Source organism: Microbulbifer sp. NBRC 101763 (assembly GCF_040371615.1).
GTDB classification, from domain to species: domain Bacteria; phylum Pseudomonadota; class Gammaproteobacteria; order Pseudomonadales; family Cellvibrionaceae; genus Microbulbifer; species Microbulbifer variabilis.
The window spans coordinates 415,156-432,510 of sequence record NZ_BAABQV010000005.1 but is presented as its reverse complement, the minus strand read 5'-3'; the positions used below and the strand labels follow the sequence as shown (position 1 = coordinate 432,510).

General features: G+C 49.6%; 14 protein-coding genes. 9 read left to right on the top strand and 5 right to left on the bottom strand.

The genetic code is table 11. The annotated features are described in order from the left end of the window. Nucleotides 1–56 precede the first annotated feature (56 nt). Both ABWV76_RS14760 and ABWV76_RS14755 read right to left on the bottom strand, forming a co-directional pair. Nucleotides 57–2,435, bottom strand: a complete 2,379-nt coding sequence (locus ABWV76_RS14760; protein ID WP_353376401.1) for a bifunctional serine/threonine-protein kinase/formylglycine-generating enzyme family protein — start codon at nucleotides 2,433–2,435, stop codon at nucleotides 57–59. A 17-nt stretch (nucleotides 2,436–2,452) separates the two neighbouring features. Continuing rightward, nucleotides 2,453–3,385, bottom strand: a complete 933-nt coding sequence (locus ABWV76_RS14755) for a PP2C family protein-serine/threonine phosphatase (protein WP_020413109.1) — start codon at nucleotides 3,383–3,385, stop codon at nucleotides 2,453–2,455. Nucleotides 3,386–3,719: 334 nt separating this feature from the next. On the opposite strand from ABWV76_RS14755, the gene ABWV76_RS14750 reads away from it, so the two are divergent. Then, complete coding sequence (locus ABWV76_RS14750; RefSeq protein WP_020413108.1) at nucleotides 3,720–4,583, top strand: FHA domain-containing protein; 864 nt, start codon at nucleotides 3,720–3,722, stop codon at nucleotides 4,581–4,583. Then, on the top strand, nucleotides 4,583–4,840 hold the full coding sequence (locus ABWV76_RS14745) for a glutaredoxin family protein (RefSeq protein ID WP_020413107.1): 258 nt from the start codon (nucleotides 4,583–4,585) through the stop codon (nucleotides 4,838–4,840). Before ABWV76_RS14750 ends, ABWV76_RS14745 begins: the two co-directional genes overlap by 1 nt. Here the strand turns inward: ABWV76_RS14745 and ABWV76_RS14740 are convergent, their stop codons facing one another. Next, nucleotides 4,841–6,853: a transglycosylase SLT domain-containing protein gene (locus ABWV76_RS14740; RefSeq protein WP_353376400.1), complete on the bottom strand. Its 2,013-nt coding sequence runs from the start codon at nucleotides 6,851–6,853 to the stop codon at nucleotides 4,841–4,843. Between the two features lie 158 nt (nucleotides 6,854–7,011). Between ABWV76_RS14740 and ABWV76_RS14735 the strand changes: the two genes are divergently transcribed. Then, entirely contained in the window at nucleotides 7,012–8,883 is a 1,872-nt protein-coding gene (locus ABWV76_RS14735) for an ATP-binding cassette domain-containing protein (RefSeq protein ID WP_020413105.1), read from the top strand. A gap of 40 nt (nucleotides 8,884–8,923) precedes the next feature. On the opposite strand, the gene ABWV76_RS14730 is transcribed toward ABWV76_RS14735, so the two are convergent. After that, entirely contained in the window at nucleotides 8,924–9,367 is a 444-nt protein-coding gene (locus tag ABWV76_RS14730) for a universal stress protein (RefSeq protein ID WP_353376399.1), read from the bottom strand. A 143-nt stretch (nucleotides 9,368–9,510) separates the two neighbouring features. On the opposite strand from ABWV76_RS14730, the gene ABWV76_RS14725 reads away from it, so the two are divergent. The 4 genes from ABWV76_RS14725 to ABWV76_RS14710 all read left to right on the top strand — a co-directional run bounded on the left by ABWV76_RS14725 (nucleotide 9,511) and on the right by ABWV76_RS14710 (nucleotide 13,787). Further along, nucleotides 9,511–10,035 carry a hypothetical protein gene (locus tag ABWV76_RS14725; RefSeq protein WP_020413103.1) on the top strand — a complete coding sequence of 175 codons (525 nt, stop codon included), beginning with the start codon at nucleotides 9,511–9,513 and terminating at the stop codon, nucleotides 10,033–10,035. Nucleotides 10,036–10,250: 215 nt separating this feature from the next. Further along, entirely contained in the window at nucleotides 10,251–12,935 is a 2,685-nt protein-coding gene (gene topA / locus ABWV76_RS14720) for a type I DNA topoisomerase (RefSeq protein WP_353376398.1), read from the top strand. Next, nucleotides 12,936–13,424, top strand: coding sequence for a DUF6586 family protein (locus ABWV76_RS14715; RefSeq protein WP_020413101.1), 489 nt, complete (start codon nucleotides 12,936–12,938; stop codon nucleotides 13,422–13,424). 105 nt (nucleotides 13,425–13,529) lie between these two features. Continuing rightward, nucleotides 13,530–13,787, top strand: a complete 258-nt coding sequence (locus ABWV76_RS14710) for a hypothetical protein (protein ID WP_020413100.1) — start codon at nucleotides 13,530–13,532, stop codon at nucleotides 13,785–13,787. Between the two features lie 77 nt (nucleotides 13,788–13,864). On the opposite strand, the gene lexA is transcribed toward ABWV76_RS14710, so the two are convergent. Next, nucleotides 13,865–14,470, bottom strand: coding sequence for a transcriptional repressor LexA (lexA, locus tag ABWV76_RS14705; protein WP_026305064.1), 606 nt, complete (start codon nucleotides 14,468–14,470; stop codon nucleotides 13,865–13,867). Between the two features lie 164 nt (nucleotides 14,471–14,634). Here lexA and ABWV76_RS14700 point away from each other — a divergent pair, with 164 nt between their 5' ends. Both ABWV76_RS14700 and ABWV76_RS14695 read left to right on the top strand, forming a co-directional pair. Beyond that, nucleotides 14,635–15,273: an LOG family protein gene (locus ABWV76_RS14700; RefSeq protein WP_020413099.1), complete on the top strand. Its 639-nt coding sequence runs from the start codon at nucleotides 14,635–14,637 to the stop codon at nucleotides 15,271–15,273. Between the two features lie 324 nt (nucleotides 15,274–15,597). Next, nucleotides 15,598–17,160, top strand: coding sequence for a class I adenylate-forming enzyme family protein (locus tag ABWV76_RS14695; protein WP_353376397.1), 1,563 nt, complete (start codon nucleotides 15,598–15,600; stop codon nucleotides 17,158–17,160). Nucleotides 17,161–17,355: the final 195 nt, after the last annotated feature.

Below are 17,355 nucleotides of genomic sequence, written 5' to 3'. Positions count from 1 at the left end.
ACTTAAAGCCCGAGAGAGAAAATCACTCGGGCTTTTTTATTTCTTAGGGTATTTATTCAGTTGAGTTCCATTACCACTCGAATGCCAACATCTTTGTTGCGGCTGTGGTCATTAAGCCCCTTGCGGTAATCTGCTCCAATTTTGTTTGCCGGATCACGCATTGATCCCCCGCGAACACTGCGTAGCTTGCAATTGGCCATTTCCAGTGGGCGGGCGCTGTTCTGATTTATATCGTAGCCAGGTTGGTAACAGTCCTGAACCCATTCTGCAACATTGCCTGCCGTGTCAAATAATCCAAATGGATTGGCCTGGTAGTGGCCTGTTGGCCCTGTTTTCGCACTAAACAGGTTATTGAATTCGCTATTGCAACCACGTCGACAATTAGCCTTACCGCGTGCATCACTGCTCCCCCACCAGAGTGGCTGAGTGCTGTTACCTCTTGCTGCATACTCCCATTCAGCTTCGGAGGCTAACCGGTATTTAAGTCCTGTCTCCCTGGATAGCCATTCGACATATCTCTGGGCATCTTGCCAACTCACATTGATAACCGGCCTGCCTTTGCGACCCCAGCCAGTATCATTTGGTTGGGCGTTACCGGTGGCAAGCGCAAAGCGATCATACTCGTCGAAGGTAATTTCATGAGTGGATATGGCAAATGCTTTTTCAATTTTCACTTGGTGAGCAGGGCTACTGAAACTATATCGATTGCTGCCCATAGTAAAGCTGCCTGCGCCTACAACCACCATTTTGGGGCCCTGGCCCCCTGAAGATAAATTGGAGCGAATTTTTTTGCCAGCAAAGTAGGCTTTATTGAGTTTTATCGATAGTGCAATATCCCGATCCTCAATTTCGATCCAGCGGCGAACCTTGGTAAATCCTTTTTTACTTATTTCCAGGTCATATCTTCCTGGTTCCAGCTGAATTCCCGGCTCATAGCGCGGAGCAATGTTCATGATACGAATACGCGTATCCGTGGGAATTGTATTGACATTAAGAGCGAAAGATTTTGGGTTTTGTTTTTCGCGTGGTACTTCTTCAGTAAAAGTGTTTTCTGGTCCCTCAGGTAAAATTAATGCACTGGAAGCCTCTGACGTGGAGGTTTTCGAAACTTGATTTGTTCCGTGCGGCTCCTGGCTAAAGCTTGCTGACGGGGAGGGTGAATCGGTAGGCATGATGATCCCCCTTGCCGATTCGGCAGTGTCGTTTTCGGCGAAGCTAGTGTTTTGGTCTCCGAGAGTATTGATTCCGAGGAGATTGGCTGAGAAATCGCCGGCCCCATCTAAAAATGGCAACCCAGTTCGCCAATGGGTATTAGCGCTGATCAGACTGAAAATACCCAAAAAGATAATCAGGGAAGCAGTGAGGACTCCGCTCATAAGCCATGGGCGTCTATGCCTGCTAGGTTCACTGAGTAGCTGACGTAGGCGTACCAGAGTATCCTGCTCTGTGCGCCCTGGGTTTGTACTCTCTGGATTTGATTTCGTTTGCAATAGGCTGGTTAAACGATCACCGAGGCTGCTGAATAAAGTGAGTAGCAGGGCGCGAGCCAGGCTGGATACGCCGAGGGAAGCATTATTCAATTGGCTAATTTGGTGGCCTGGTTTGCCAGCAAGCGTAGCAACCAATTGGTCTGAGGCATCTGCCACATCCAACCCGCGTTGAAATCGTCTACTGGGGTCTTTAGCGAGGAATTGTTCAATTAACGGTTGGTACAGCGCGTGGCGCGCCGGCAATTTGGGAATAGGGTCGGTGAGGTGCTTGATAGCAATGGCCACGGCTTCTTCAGCTTGGTAAGGTACTGCACCGGTTAACATTTCGTAAAAAACTATACCGAGACTGTACAAGTCTGCACGGCCGTCGATAGCAGCACCGCGGGCCTGCTCTGGGCTCATATAATAGGGTGTTCCCACCACCATGCCGCTATTGGTCATACGAGTGGTGTGAGCCACAGCCCGTGCTACTCCGAAATCGCTCAGTACTGCAGAGCCGTCCTCCCGAAACAGGATATTCTCTGGCTTGAGATCCCGATGCACGTAGCCTTTGCTATGGGAGTGGTCTAATGCCATAGCGATCTGTCGCACGACATTTAGGGCCTCCAGCGGATCCAGTGGACCTTTTGCAAGTCGTTCGGATACTGAACCGCCTGGCATATAGTCCATGGCGATATAGTTGAGACTGCGATAGCGGCCGATATCGTGAATGCCAACAATATTGGGGTGAGACAGTTGCCCGACAATGTTGGCTTCTCGCTGAAAGCGCTCGCTAAAAATGGGGTCGGCATTCAAAACCGGTGACATAACCTTCAGGGCCACCTGGCGTCCTACGCTACGTTGGATCGCCAAATACACTGTGGACATACCGCCCTGATTTATTTTTCTGACGATTCGATAGCCAGGTATTTGCAGCGGCGAGTTGCCGCCATTAATGGCTTCCATTATGTGCTGCTGCTCAGTCACATCAGGTGGGGAAGCCCAATTGCCAGGGTAACAATGGTTCCCGCAGCAATAAGTAAGGCTGACAGAATTTGCCAGATTTTTTTCTTGTTTGCCTCCACTTCACGGGCTTGGTCGAAATCCTCTGGGGGAATGTTGGGGTTCGTTATGAAAGTGGGGGCTTGGGGAGGGGCGTCTATAATTTGTACGGTTATGTTGTCTTTGCCACCAGCGTCAAGGGCGGCGCTGATAAGAAGATCTACTATCCGTTGATTATCGGTATTCTCTGCGATGATTCGTGTAATCTTCTCATTTGCCACTTCCGAGCTCAGGCCATCGCTGCAGAGGAGTAGTTTTTGACCCGCGGCCCAGCGATAGGAAACTCGATCTACTTCTAATTTGGGGTTAGTACTGCCACCTATACATCGTGTGATTACATGGCGGTTAGGATGATTAGCTGCTTCTTCAGAATTTATTGCGCCTGAGTCCATGAGCATCTGGACATAGGAGTGGTCACTGGTTAACTGGCTGAACTCACCATTTTGCTCATTTGGCGTCCATAAATAGGCGCGACTATCGCCTACCCAGTAAATATGAAAGTAATCTCCTTCCTCGGCGAGAACAACAGCAGTCGATCCCATATTGGCGGTACTATGTTCGTCGCCTAGGAGTAGGGCGTGGGCTTTCTGCAACGCTCGTTCGTAGTGGCGGTCGGTAGATGCGGACTGGGCAATTTCCTCTACGACAGTTTTACTGGCAAGCTCTCCAGCATGATGGCCGCCGAGGCCATCAGCAACAACCCAAATGCCTTTCTGCTCATCTGCCCAGTAGGCATCTTCATTCTGTTCACGCCGGTAGCCAGGATGGGTGGAGCCTGCACTACGTATAGTGCCTGGTGTGCGCTGAACTACTTCGCTTTGCCGCGATACTTCGCGTACTTTGGCTTCACTCACTGGCGTGCAACTACCTGTAATGTATTCTCAATTCGATCGATGGTGATGGCCAGCTCTAAGGCCGACTATCTCTTTCATATGATGCTGCAAGTGTACTTTAAATAACCACACCTGTGACAGCGACAATGGTCATCCCTGTATTGGCTGAATACTAGACTTTTGTGCCGCAGTAAGCTGCAAACCCAATCACACGCTAATGATATCGCCCATGTTAAAATCATTAGCAACTCTAAAAAGGGCTTATTACAGTTGCTTACAGTGCCTCGTTTTAAAGCAATTTTACTGGGATAGCGCCTATTTTTTAATGTCTATTTCGGGCTGAGGAGCGATAACAATGCTCAAACTTTGTGATGTAAAAGACCCGAGCCAGAGTGTTTGGCTGGTTTCACCTGGAGTAACTGTAGGACGTGATCAAGGCTGTGACTTTTCTATTGCTGACGACTCCGTAGCGAAGCTGCACTTGAAAATCGTGGTAAAGGGAGAGCAATTAACTCTCGGCAACACTTCTGGAGGCTCCCGGGTTCTGGTCAACGGCAAACCTATAGAGGCTGCTTGCCGGTTAAAACTTGATGATCAAATCACAGTTGGTACCCGTATACTTAAAATTATTGACCCCAAAGTGACTAAGCTTAAATCTGCTGGGGCTAAAAATGTGGCCTGGGCATTGCGGGCGAATCACCGAGCTATTGCCGGTAAGGTTTTCCCGGTGAAAGACAGCTCGGTTATTGGCCGCTCGGATGAGTGCGATATCGCCTTTTCACTATCCCATTTATCACGTCGCCACGCTCGTTTGGAAGTGCGGGAGGGGTTACTGTTTGTTGTCGACCTTGGTTCGGCGAATGGGACTTATGTTAACAACCGAAGAATCACAGAGTGTCGTGTGCGCAGAGGCGATGATCTGCGCTTTGATACCCTCAGTTTTTCTGTAGTAGGGCCCACAGATGATATTGATCGGACTGCAGTGCGTCCGGCCCTCCCGGAGTTGGAGATCATGAAGCCTGTTGCAATGCCCTCTGGCGGTTCGGAGGCTGTAGATGTTACCCAGCCCTCTTTTGTTACTCCGGGCGGTGAACTGCAAGATATTCCCATAAGTAATGAGACCGATCGCAGGCCAGGTATTCGATTTTTGGGCCTGATTTTATTATCGGTAGCGAGTGCGGCTGCTTATTATTGGGCGAATACCCAGGGGGTTATCTGATGAGTGCATCTGCTGAGTTGATGCTTTATACCACCCTTGGTTGCACCTTGTGCGAAAAGGCCAAGTTGGAAATTTGGCCTTTGCTTAAACAGTATGGGTTGCGACTGAAGGAGGTTGATATCGCCGATGATGATGAACTCTTTGAGCGATTTCGTTTGTCAATTCCAGTCGTTGGCCTTGGCAACCCTGATGATGTACGCGCTTGGCCATTCAGCCAGTCTCAACTGGATGAGTGGCTAGCGCAACGCTTAATTTAATCAGAGTTTGGTCCGGGACTCGTTCTCCCTGAGTAGTTGCAATTTGGTACCGCTGCGATAAGCGTAAATTACCGTATAAGCCAGTACATTTTGTACGTAGTTGCGCGTTTCACTGTAGGGGATAGTTTCAATCCAGACATCGTGAGGCAGGCGTTTGCGGGTTTCTTTCAGCCATTTCGCTACCCGGGTTGGTCCCGCATTATAGGCAGCGGCAGCGAGGAATCGATTATTATCAAATCGGTTGAGCAAGGTGCTCAGGTAAAAACTACCCAAAGCAATATTGGTACTGGGGCTCAGTAAATCCCAACTGCGACGGTAACGCACTCCGGCACGCCGTGCTGTGGCACGGGCGGTGGAGGGGAGTAACTGCATTAGTCCCAGGGCGCCGGAATTGGATTTTGCATCGTGGCTAAAATGGCTTTCCTGGCGTGCAACTGCATAGATCATGTAAGGCTCAAGTGGCGTGCTTTGTTGACCAATCTGGGCACTGACATCGCGCACTATATCCGCAAAGGCCAGGGGGAAGCGCAATTCCAGGTCATCTAAGTAGTCGGCCGCGAGTACTGACTGTATGGATTTGTGATACCAGCCCCAGGCACTGGCGACCTTGCCGGCTGCAAGTAGCTCTTCATGACTCATGGCTCTAGTGGCATAACTCCACTCCCTGCGCGCGTGAAAGAGTTCACCAATAGCTTGTAACTCGCGGGCACGCTGTAGGCCGGGGCGATTAGCCATCTCTTTTACTTGCACTGGTGTGATTGGGGCGGGACGGTGAACGAAGCTGTAATTCTGTCCCAGAGCATCGGCGGCGAGAAAACCATAATAACTGCGTTCCCGCGCGGCTTTGCGGTATAGGACTGAGGAAGCCTCTGATCGCTCTTTGCCATAGAGCTCATCCAATGAGCGGGCTTTCCAGTAGAGCCAGCGGTCATGCTGTTGAGTTTCTTGAGGTAGTCTGTCGATCCAGAATGCGACTTGTTCCCAGTCCAGCTCCCGTAGCGACTGCCGCGCTAGCCACTCGATAGAGCGATTATCGTTGATCGTGTGTCTTTTTGTCAGGCGTAACAGGCCGGGCATATCCTCTTGACGTGCATATTGACGCGCCAAGTGACGGAGCATGTCATTCTGTTCCGCATCACTGAACAGAAGGCTGGCACTGTAGCGCTGCCAAGCTTGTTCAGCGCTTGCTGCATCTTTGCGGGCCAACATGAGTAAACCGTGCAGGATAATATCTTTATTTTGCTTTGGGTTGCCTAGAAATTTGGAATAGTTGAGCAATTGTTTGGGGGACTTGTGCACTTCGCGTAATAGCGCTGCTTTGCGGCTATAGGAATTCTCCATCTTCCTGGAGATATAGGCTGCAAGCGGCAAGTTCCCCTCTTTAATCGCGAGTAGGTGGCGTTTCCAGGCCATATCCTGAGTGAGGCCTCCATCTCGTATCCAGCGGGTAAAGACTGGGTCACACTCCTTAGCTTGGGAGTACCCAACCAGCCAAAGTTCTCCTACAAGACGGTAGGCCTCTTCCTTGCTGCCGTTACGGCTTAGAGCATCGGCGTAATAACAGCGCAGACTGGCGCGATTATTTTTCTCAGGTTCGTAGTAGTTTAAGAAAGTGTCAAATTTGCGTTGTTTGCCAAGCTCTTTAAGTAGCCTGACCCGCATCCAGTCACCTATAGCGCTGCTTTCATTTTCGGTCAGAAATTGGTCAATTTCTTTTAAGGGCAGTTGGCGTAACTTTCTGCTGATGGCCCAATATTCAAGATACGGAGCCAGCGGATAGTTTTTTAGTTGGTTTTTCAACTCTCGTAGCTGATGCTGGTTGTTGTGCTTGATCGCAAGCCGGGCGCTACGCAGCTTCTCACGCTGGTTGGCAATGACCACCGGTAGCTCAGTTGATCCCTTCTCCCGCCCCTGTTCACGGACTTCGGTCAAAGCAGATACTGGAATAGCAAGGCAGCTCCAAACAAGTAAAAGTGAGATGAGTAGGGTCAATTGCTTTGTGTCGGCTGTCATCAAAGTTACCCTGTTAAAATTTGCGCCCTTGCAAGTTTGCGAGACGGCTCGGTAAAAAAGCGTAAAATAGCGGATTTTCCACAGGACCCGTAATAACAGTTTCGCGTATTTCATCTTGCGGATCCATTTTCCGGGTTTGTTAATTGTAGTGCCTAATTATGTTGCTTCTTTTGGATGGGGTTAGTCTCCGCTATGGGACCCAAGTACTTGCCGACAACGTCAGTGCAAAAATTGAGCGAGGTGATCGCATTTGTTTAGTGGGCCGAAATGGGGAGGGAAAGTCTAGCCTGTTACGATTGATAGCGGGGCAGGTGGACCCTGATGGCGGAGAAATCGTCCGGGCTAGCGGTATGGTAATGGCGACATTGGAGCAGGAGTTGCCGGTGGGCTGTACTGACTCCGTTTACAGCTATGTTGCTAAGGGGTTGGGTGGAATAGGTACAGTGTTGGCTGATTATCGTGATACCCCCACTGCTGAATTGCAAGGGCGCATAGAAGCTGGCCACGGATGGGACCTATTACCACGTATTGACAGTGTCCTGGATCGTTTGGGCCTTTCAGCAGATGAGCGGGTAGCAGACCTCTCGGGGGGGTGGCAGCGTCGTGCTGCCCTGGCCCGAGCACTGGTGACTGAACCCGATTTACTGATTTTGGATGAACCCACTAACCATCTGGATATTGCTGCGGTGGAGTGGCTTGAAGGATTCCTGGCCAACTATCGAGGCGCCCTGCTTTTCGTCAGCCATGATCGGGCGCTGGCGCAGAGGCTTTCCAGTGCAGTATGGGATCTGGACCGTGGTCATCTTCGTGTATTTCGCTGTCAGTTTGAGCGATACCAGGAAGAAAAGGAGAAGCTTCTGGAAGAGGAAGCGAGAAACGATGCCCTGTTCGACAAGAAGCTTGCTCAAGAGGAAGCTTGGATTCGCCAGGGTATCAAGGCGCGTCGAACCCGTAATGAGGGGCGTGTCCGTGCTCTGCAAGCACTGAGGCGTCAACGAGAGGCGCGCCGGAGCCAGCAGGGTATTGCCCGGATGTCCCTGGATAGTGGGGAGATGTCCGGCAAGCTGGTGGCGGAGTTAACTGATGTTTCCTTTGCTTACCCAGGTGAGCCCTCCCTGATTCAGGATCTCTCCTTCACCCTGTTGAGGGGTGATAAAGTCGGCTTGATCGGCCCCAATGGTGTCGGCAAGAGTACCTTGATTCGCGTGTTGCTAGGGGATTTGAAACCGCAATCCGGTCATGTACGCCTGGGTACCAAGCAGCAGGTGGCTTACTTTGATCAGCGCCGTGATCAGCTCAACCCTGAACTTACGGTATTGGATAACATTGCTGAGGGGCGGGACTCCGTAACTGTTGGCGGCAAAAGTCGTCACGTTATGTCCTATTTGTCGGATTTTCTCTTTAGTGGAGTTAAGGCCAGAACAAAGGTTGGCGCTTTAAGTGGAGGAGAGCGTAATCGAGCCCTTCTTGCAAAATTGTTTAGTCAGCCTGCCAATATCTTGGTACTTGATGAGCCTACCAATGATTTGGATGTAGAAACCCTGGAGCTGCTGGAGAAGTTGTTGCTGGAGTTCAGTGGTACCGTGTTACTGGTGAGCCATGATCGTGCTTTCCTGGATAATGTGGTGAATTCCTGCCTGGCTTTTGAAGGTGATGGGCGAATTTGTGAATATGTGGGTGGCTATGGAGATTTTATTCGTCAGGGAGGCAATTTTGCGGCGGATGCAAAAGTAGATAAACAAGAGACAAAGCCAGTAGAGACCGACTCGAAGTCTGCAGTAAGGGAAAAGGCGCCAGCAAAGAAAAAGAAGCTGAGTTATAAATTACAACGGGAGTTGGATAGCCTGCCCGCTCTGATTGACCAGCTTGAAGATGAAATTAGCGCTATTGAGATGGAGGTGGCCGAACCTCAATTTTATCAACAGGAGCAAACCCTGGTTCAGGCGCGCCTCAACTTGCTCGCAGAGAAGCAATCGGAGCTGGAAGCTGCTTTTGAGCGTTGGTCTGAACTTGAAGGTGGTGAAGAATAAGCGAGGGAATGGGCTGTTTTTGATACAGCCCATTATTTAATTACTCGTCATCTATATGCACTCTTACAGCCAGCACATCGCACTTGGCACCATGCAAAACCCCGTTAGCGGTTGAGCCAAGTAAGAGTGCTAGCCCATGGCGGCCGTGGCTGCCGATAATAATCAAGTCTGCTTCCAGGTCTTTGGCTAGGCGGTGAATTTCAGTCGAGGGTTGTCCCAGGATCACATGCTGTCTTTCGGGGGGAATGTTGAGCGGTTGTGCGGCTTTTTGTAGCTGTTCCTTGGCTTGGCTTTGAAGTTGGTCCTGAACTTCAGACAGGTCCATGGGGATATCCCCGCCATAGGCAAAAGTCAGCGGCTCAATGGCATGAACCAAACTGAGCTCAGCTCCAAATGCTCCGGCCAGTGCGGCGGCCTTATCCAGTACTTGGGAGGATTCCTCCGAGAGGTCCAGTCCAACCAAAATTTGTTGGTATTTCGCCATAATTTTTACTCCTGTCCCTTATACGTGCTCTTTGGGTGCACTTTTCGACAGACATTTTCAGTCTACCGTAAAAAAAACTGATTGACATAGATCACACAAGGCACCGCACAATAGTCATTTATTTCTACCTCTAAGGAGCCGTTATGTCCCAGTGGTTGCCGGTGATTATTATTGGCTTTGCCATCGCGCTGGTATTGGGGCCGGTGATGTGGCTAAAACCCAATCAACGTGACTCCCGCTTGGCTGATCTGCGCGGTCGAGCGGCGCAGAAGGGGATTACAGTGCAGATCCAGGCACTTCCCCCCGCGCTTGATAAAGGCACTGCTGCGGTTTATTACTACCGGTGGAATGACCGCAAGAGGTTGCAAATTGGTTGGACCCTCCAGCGCCAGCGGGTGGAGCATGAGCTGAACTTTGCCGGGAGTTGGGATTGGAGTAATGGTCGTGCTGCACCCAAGGCGGCATGGAAATATCTGCACAAATTACTCGACGCGATACCCTCCGGAAGCTATGCAGTTATTGCTACAGATATCGGATTGGGGGTGCAGTGGAGTGAAAATGGAGGTGATAAAGCCTTTGAAAAGCTCTCTACCTCTTTGGCGGAATACACCCCCCATATAGAAGAAGCAATACGTAAAGTGAGCCAGATAAAACTCCCGGAAGACTAGGTCTTCAAGGGGGGTACGGCTGCCGAAATTTGGCGTCGGAAGGCACTCTCACAAGTGGTTTTGAGGGGCAATTAATCCTGACTTGGTACGGAAAATTGTCAGCTTTGCTTGACCCCGCAGGAAGTGAGGCTTATATATTCGCGCAGCACAGGTCCGATGAAGGGACCTGAAAGGCTTCGGATAGCAGTAAAATTTTCATTTGAAATCAAAGGCTTATGGGTAAATCACTGGTCATCGTCGAATCACCGGCCAAAGCGAAAACGATCAACAAATACCTCGGTAAGGACTTCGTTGTGAAGTCCAGTGTCGGTCATATTCGCGATTTGCCAACCGGTGGGGGTAACAAGCAACCCGTAGACGCGAAGGAGCGTGCTCGGCGTGCAGCTGAAACTCGCAAGCTCTCCCCTGAGGCAAAGGAAGCTTACAAGCGCAAGAAAAACCGCGAGCAGCTTATCAAGCGTATGGGCATCGATCCCGATCACGGTTGGCAGGCGCACTATGAGATTCTACCGGGCAAAGAAAAAGTCGTAAGTGAGCTGCAGAAGCTTGCTGAGAGTGCCGACCACATCTACCTCGCGACGGATTTGGATCGCGAAGGGGAGGCTATTGCCTGGCATTTGCGCGAGGCGATAGGCGGCAATGATGATCGCTACCGACGTGTAGTTTTTAATGAGATTACCAAGTCGGCAATCCAGGAGGCTTTTAAAGACCCTGGGCGTTTAAATATCAACCGGGTTAATGCCCAGCAAGCTCGCCGCTTTCTCGATCGTATAGTTGGGTATATGGTGTCGCCCCTGCTTTGGGAAAAGGTAGCGCGGGGGCTCTCCGCTGGACGCGTACAGTCTGTTGCTGTGCGCTTGGTAGTTGAGCGTGAACGTGAAATTCGTGCATTTATTCCTGAAGAGTATTGGACCCTATTTGCAGATACGGCGACACATAAAGCAAACAAGCTGCGCCTTGAAGTAAAAAAACAGACTGGCGAGGTATTCCGTCCCACTAACGAGACTGATGCCAGTAGTGCTGCGCAGAAGCTGCAATCCAGTGAGTTTGTAGTCAGTGGTCGTGATGATAAGCCAACCAGTTCCAAGCCTGGCGCTCCCTTTATTACTTCGACACTGCAGCAGGCTGCGAGTAATCGCCTGGGCTTTAGTGTCAAAAAGACCATGACCTTGGCCCAACGCTTGTATGAAGCCGGCCACATCACCTATATGCGTACTGATTCAACCAACCTCAGTAAGGAGGCGGTTGAATCGGCGCGTGAATATATTGGTGAAAATTACGGTGGTAAGTATCTTCCTGACACACCGAACAGCTACAGCAGCAAGGAAGGTGCCCAGGAAGCTCACGAGGCAATTCGTCCATCTGATGTTCGTATTGCGCCAAATATGCTTTCCGGAGCTGAACGGGATGCGGAGCGACTCTATAACCTGATTTGGCAACAGTTTGTTGCTTGCCAGATGACACCCGCTCAATTTACCTCCACCTCGATAGTGGTGACAGCAGGGGAGTTTGAGCTTCGCGCACGAGGCCGTGTTATTCGCTTTGATGGCTTCCTTAAAGTGGCTCCTCCCGCTGGCAAAAAAGACGAAGACCTTGTGTTGCCGGATGTGAAGGTCGGGGATAAGTTGGCTTTGGAAAAGCTGGACCCGAAACAGCACTTCACCAAGCCTCCAGCCCGTTTCAGCGAAGCAGCCCTGGTAAAAGAGCTGGAAAAACGTGGTATTGGCCGCCCCTCTACGTATGCTTCGATTATCTCCACCATCCAGGATCGCGGATATGTACGGTTGGAGAACCGTCGCTTTTATGCAGAAAAAATGGGCGATATCGTTACCGATCGCCTTAGTGAGAGCTTCAAGAACCTGATGGATTATGGGTTTACCGCGAATCTTGAGGAATCCTTGGATGCGGTGGCCGATGGAGATAAGGGTTGGAAACAGTTACTTGATGAGTTTTATCAGGACTTTTCCTCGCGCCTTGAGAAGGCACAGTCAACTGACGAGGGCATGCGCCGCAATACCCCGACAGATACGGACATTGAGTGCTCAAAGTGCGGCCGCCATATGCAGATTCGAACCGGCTCCACAGGAGTTTTCCTGGGGTGCTCCGGTTATGCTTTACCACCCAAGGAGCGTTGCACCAATACCATGAATCTGGTTTCTGGTGATGAAGCGGTGGATGCAGATAAAGATGAAGAAGCAGAATCCCGGCTGCTGCGTGAGAAGCGCCGTTGTGCCATATGTGGTACAGCGATGGATAGTTACCTTGTCGATGAACACCGCAAGCTGCATATCTGTGGTAACAATCCGGATTGCAGTGGCTATGAAGTGGAGCAGGGAACTTTCAAAATCAAGGGTTATGATGGCCCAATTATCGAGTGTGATAAATGCGGCAGTGATATGCAGCTAAAGTCCGGTCGCTTTGGAAAATACTTCGGTTGTACCAATGAAGCTTGTAAGAATACCCGTAAGCTTTTGAAAAATGGCCAACCGGCTCCCCCGAAAATGGATCCGGTATCTATGCCAGAGTTGGCCTGCTTAAAAGTGGAGGATCACTATATCCTGCGTGATGGGGCTTCGGGTTTGTTCCTTGCTGCCAGCCAGTTCCCTAAAAATCGTGAAACTCGCGCACCACTGGTGAGGGAGTTGCTCCCGCATAAGAGTGAGATTGATCCTAAATACACTTTTCTGTTCTCTGCTCCTGTTGAGGATGATCAGGGACGGGATACAGTAATTCGTTTTAGCCGCAAGACCCAAGAGCAGTATGTACAGTCTGAGGAGGAGGGCAAGGCAACGGGGTGGCGAGCCTTCTACCGCGATGGTAATTGGCAGGTTGAGGCCGGCAGTAAGGCTACCACAGCGAAGCGCAAGCCAGTGCGTAAAAAAATAGCTGCAAAAAAGTAAATGAGTAATCCGTTTACAGGGCAGGTTGCCTCGGCTCTGCGCAAAGCCCAGCTGTTACTGCAGCTGACCAGTGATGTGTCACCGCTGCAAAGTGCCGCACTTGAGGAGGCGGTTGTGTTGCAGCTCTGGAAAGCATACAGAGCTTTTCTTGTTGAGCTTTCGCATCAGCTGCAGCTGGGTTTTGAGCCGGAGTCCCTTCAGATGATAGCTGACAGCCTTGAGACTCAGGGCAGGGCCAGTAATGAGGTGAAAGAGTTACAGCAATTGAATGAGCAGCCCGATAGTTGGCTAAATCAGCTGCTGCAAGCCTGGACTTTGCTATTGTCTTTGCCGTCAAATACTGAGGTTAAGCGCGAAGCGCCCAATTTGATACCGATACATAATGTTGGTCGGGAACCGGTAACAATTACCGTTCAAGGGCTCACGCAATGGCATAAATCTATGGTTGAGTTGATTCGTAGGCAGCGGGCCAATCTGGAAGAGTGTTAGTCGCAGGTACTTTCGTACCATGTTTCTCGGCTTTTAGGCCCCTGATACTTCTAATTTGCCTGTGGTACACTGTGCGCAAACTGATGTGCAGTGAAGGAAAAGCGAATGTCCTCCGAAACTTTCGAAATTATTGAGCTGGCCAATGGCGATGTGGCATTGCGTCGTGCTGGTCACAAGGAGGACCCTCTGGTGAGTATTCATTTCTCAGCTGAGAGTCTACAATTCCTGAGAAAACACAAAGTGGCTGTTGCGCGTGCAATGCTGGAAGCAGGTATAGAAACTGTACAGAATTTGGATGATCTGGAGCCTGGTTACTTTGAAGAAGAAGATGAGTCGATGCCGGTTAACCATACTATCCATTGATTGAATGGTTAATAGAGATATGATTCAACAGCGGCCATTGGCCGCTGTTGTTGTTTTAGCTTTGAGATTAATACAGGTTATGGTGTTTGACGAATGACGCCTACTGCCAAGCCTTCGATCACAAAGTTCTTATCCCGCATATCCACCTGGATAGTTTCAAAGTCTTCATTCTCTGGCAGCAGTTGAACAGTCGCTTGATTACCTTTGCGGCGGAAACGCTTAACAGTTACTTCCTCGTCAATTCTCGCTACGACAATCTGTCCATTCCTGACTTGCTCAGTTTTCTGTACTGCAAGCAAATCCCCATCCAGAATCCCCGCATCGCGCATACTCATTCCATGAACCCGCAATAGGAAGTCTGCAGGGGGGTGAAAGAAGCTGGCAGGAAGGTCGCAGTAATCCTCAATATGCTCTGTAGCAAGAATTGGGTTGCCTGCGGCTACACGCCCGATAATGGGAAGCCCCGACTGGTGATCGGGGATACGAATTCCACGTGAGGCGCCGGCAACCATCTCAATGGCCCCTTTTCGCGCCAGTGCTTTCAGGTGCTCTTCTGCTGCATTTGGTGAGCGGAACCCCAGTTCCTGAGCGATTTCCGCTCGAGTGGGAGGGTAGCCAGTATCATCGAGATAGGCTTTGATGAGCTCTAATACCTGAGCCTGGCGTGCGGTGAGATTGGTCATAGATTTACCTAGCTTTTCTGTATTTATATACAGTTGCTGGGATTATATACAGAATTAAGCTTCACGCAATCCTAACACCCGCCTCTTCATAAGCTGCTACATTGTTTATGAAAACAAGTAATGAGAGTAATCGTTGAAAGATCTGACAACGAGGGAAAAAAATAATGTTAGATGTGAAAATGCCAGAGGCATGGCGGGTTCTGCGGATTCAGTCCGAGTTGGTTGATGGAATAGAGCGCCTGGTAGCGCTCAGTGGAGCAGTAACAGTTTTTGGAGGGGCGAGGTTTACCGAGGATAGCCCTGAATATCAACAGGGGGTAAAGCTGGGAGAGCTGTTGGCTGCGGAGGGGGTGCCCGTGATTACAGGTGGAGGGCCCGGCCTTATGGAAGCCTGTAATAGAGGAGCCTTCGATCAGCCAGGCACCTCCATTGGGTTAAACATAGAGCTGCCTTTCGAGCAGGCGGCGAATCCATACCAGGATATCAGTTTAAATTTTCGTTATTTCTTTGTTCGTAAATTTATGTTTGTTAAGCATGCAGTAGGCTTTGTGGGCTTGCCTGGTGGCTACGGAACGCTGGATGAACTGTTTGAAGCGCTGACATTGGTGCAGACACAAAAGGTCCGTCGCTTCCCCATCGTGCTTGTGGGTAAGCGCTATTGGGCAGGACTCTACAACTGGTTGGTAGATACAGTACTTGAACGAAATTGTATTGATGCCAGTGACCTGGATTTATTTCATATCGTGGATACCGTCGAAGAGACAGCGGACCTGATTATGAAATATATGCGGACCAGGGACTGATCAAACGCGACTCTATAAATGCCAACATCTGATACTGAAAGCTCCACAATGAGTTGGCCAGTGATCTAATGGGTTTCGTAGTCTAGTCAGCTCAATTCAAATTTTCTTGATAAGAGATAAACCCTCTTTGCGTTTATATTGCTAAAAATGGTAGCTACTTTAAGCAAGGTCCCGGTAGCCTTTTCGTTGAAGTTGCAATAATTCAAATTCTTTCATTGTGCAAAGTTAGTTCTTAAAGCGTTGGAACTTCCATAGAGTCTATTCTTTATTCAGTTCCTTCCAGCTTCTTAGATTATTTAAGGTTATTTTTTGGGAGATTGAATTGTGCCAATTTTCGGCCCCCGATTGTCGAGGCCTGTGAACTTGGGGGATCTGCTATCTCTGCCCCTGAATAGCAGGCCGGATACAAAGGCATTAGTTTCAGGAAGTCGAGAATGGACTTGGAGGGGGTTGCAGAGGGATATTGATGCTCTGGCCAAGGGGTTGATCACAATGGGATTACACAAAAGTGATCGGGTCGCAACCCTGATGCCTAACCGGGGTGAAATACTCGTTTTTTACCTCGCATGCTTGAAAGTGGGGCTGGTGGTTGTCCCGTTAAACTACAGGTACACAACTCTGGAGATTGACTACGCTCTTGAAAAGAGTGGCGCAGTTGCGCTAATTATAGATGCAGAGCGGAGTGAGGATATTCAGGATAGTAAATTTATTGGTAAATTAAAAAAAGGGTTTCTTTACTTTGGTGGTGTGTTCGAAGATACAAGAAGTTATGAAGGTCTAATCAATGCCGGTGGGCAGCCTGCTGAAATTCCTGTATCCAGTATCAGTGATCCTGCATTTTTATTTTTTACATCTGGAAGTACTGGCAAGCCAAAAGCCGTTGTGCACAGCTTGCTATCCTTTGGTTCTATCGTAGCTGGTTTCGTTGCTGCCCTGAAGTTAACTCGGGACGATATCGTTCTGCCTGGAGGTTCAATCGCACATGTCGGGTCGCTTTCAACGGCCCTGGCAGCTCTCTCCGTGGGTGCGAAGACAGTTATTCCACAAAGTTTTGATGGTGAGGAAATTCTGTCGATATTGCGGAGTAGCCGGCCAACTATTTTGGTTATGGTTCCGGCAGTATTTATTGCAATGGAACGCAATCCGGGAGCCAGGCGTGAAGATTTTGAATCTCTTCGAGTGTGCTTCACCGGCGGAGATAAATTTCCAGTAAATATTGCTAAAGAATTTACCAACAAAACCGGCCATATGATCCAGGAAGGATATGGACTGACAGAAGCTCCCGACTGTCTTTTCAATCAATCGCTCTCACCAGATAAATCTGGATCTGTAGGTACTGTTGCTCCAGGCTACGTTGCTAGCCTGCGCGATGAGAAAGGCCAAGAAGTGGCACCTAATGTTGATGGCAATCTCTGGCTCCGTGGGTCGCCAGTTATGACTGGCTACTGGAAAAACCCCCAGGCAAATAGGGAGGCGTTATCTGATGGTTGGTTTGATACGGGCGATGTTATGCGTGTCGACTCTGATGGTTGTTTTTGGTTTCGCGGTCGAAAGAAGCAAATTATTGTCCACGATGGCTCAAATATATCGCCTCAGGAAGTAGAGGAAGCTCTCATGGAGCATCCGTCTGTAAATCTAGCAGGCGTAATCGGTATTCGTGATGACACGCACGGGGAGAGCGTTTGGGCTTTTATCACCTTGAAAAAAAATGTACCTATGCCAAGTGTCAGTGAAGTTATTCGTTTTGCAAAAAAACGTATTGGATACAAGGCTCCGGAGGTAGTCGAAATTCTGGCGGATATGCCAATTAATCCAACGGGAAAAATTGACAGGGTGGCCTTAAAGAGGCTTGCCGAAGCCCAGTTGGTTCAAGGCAAGGAAAAGTGAATATATTTGGGGCCTAGTGTCACAGGCGAAGGCACCTCCGTATTTGTGCTTCCAGCAAATCAAAATCTCAGATCTGGCTTTTTTGCTCTATAGGATGAATCGAGAAGCCCTCCGATATTTTTCCGAGCCGTCCTCTATATACCTGGGTAATGTGACTTAGGGTGAAGCACTGTAACCGCTTCCAGCTGATGAAGG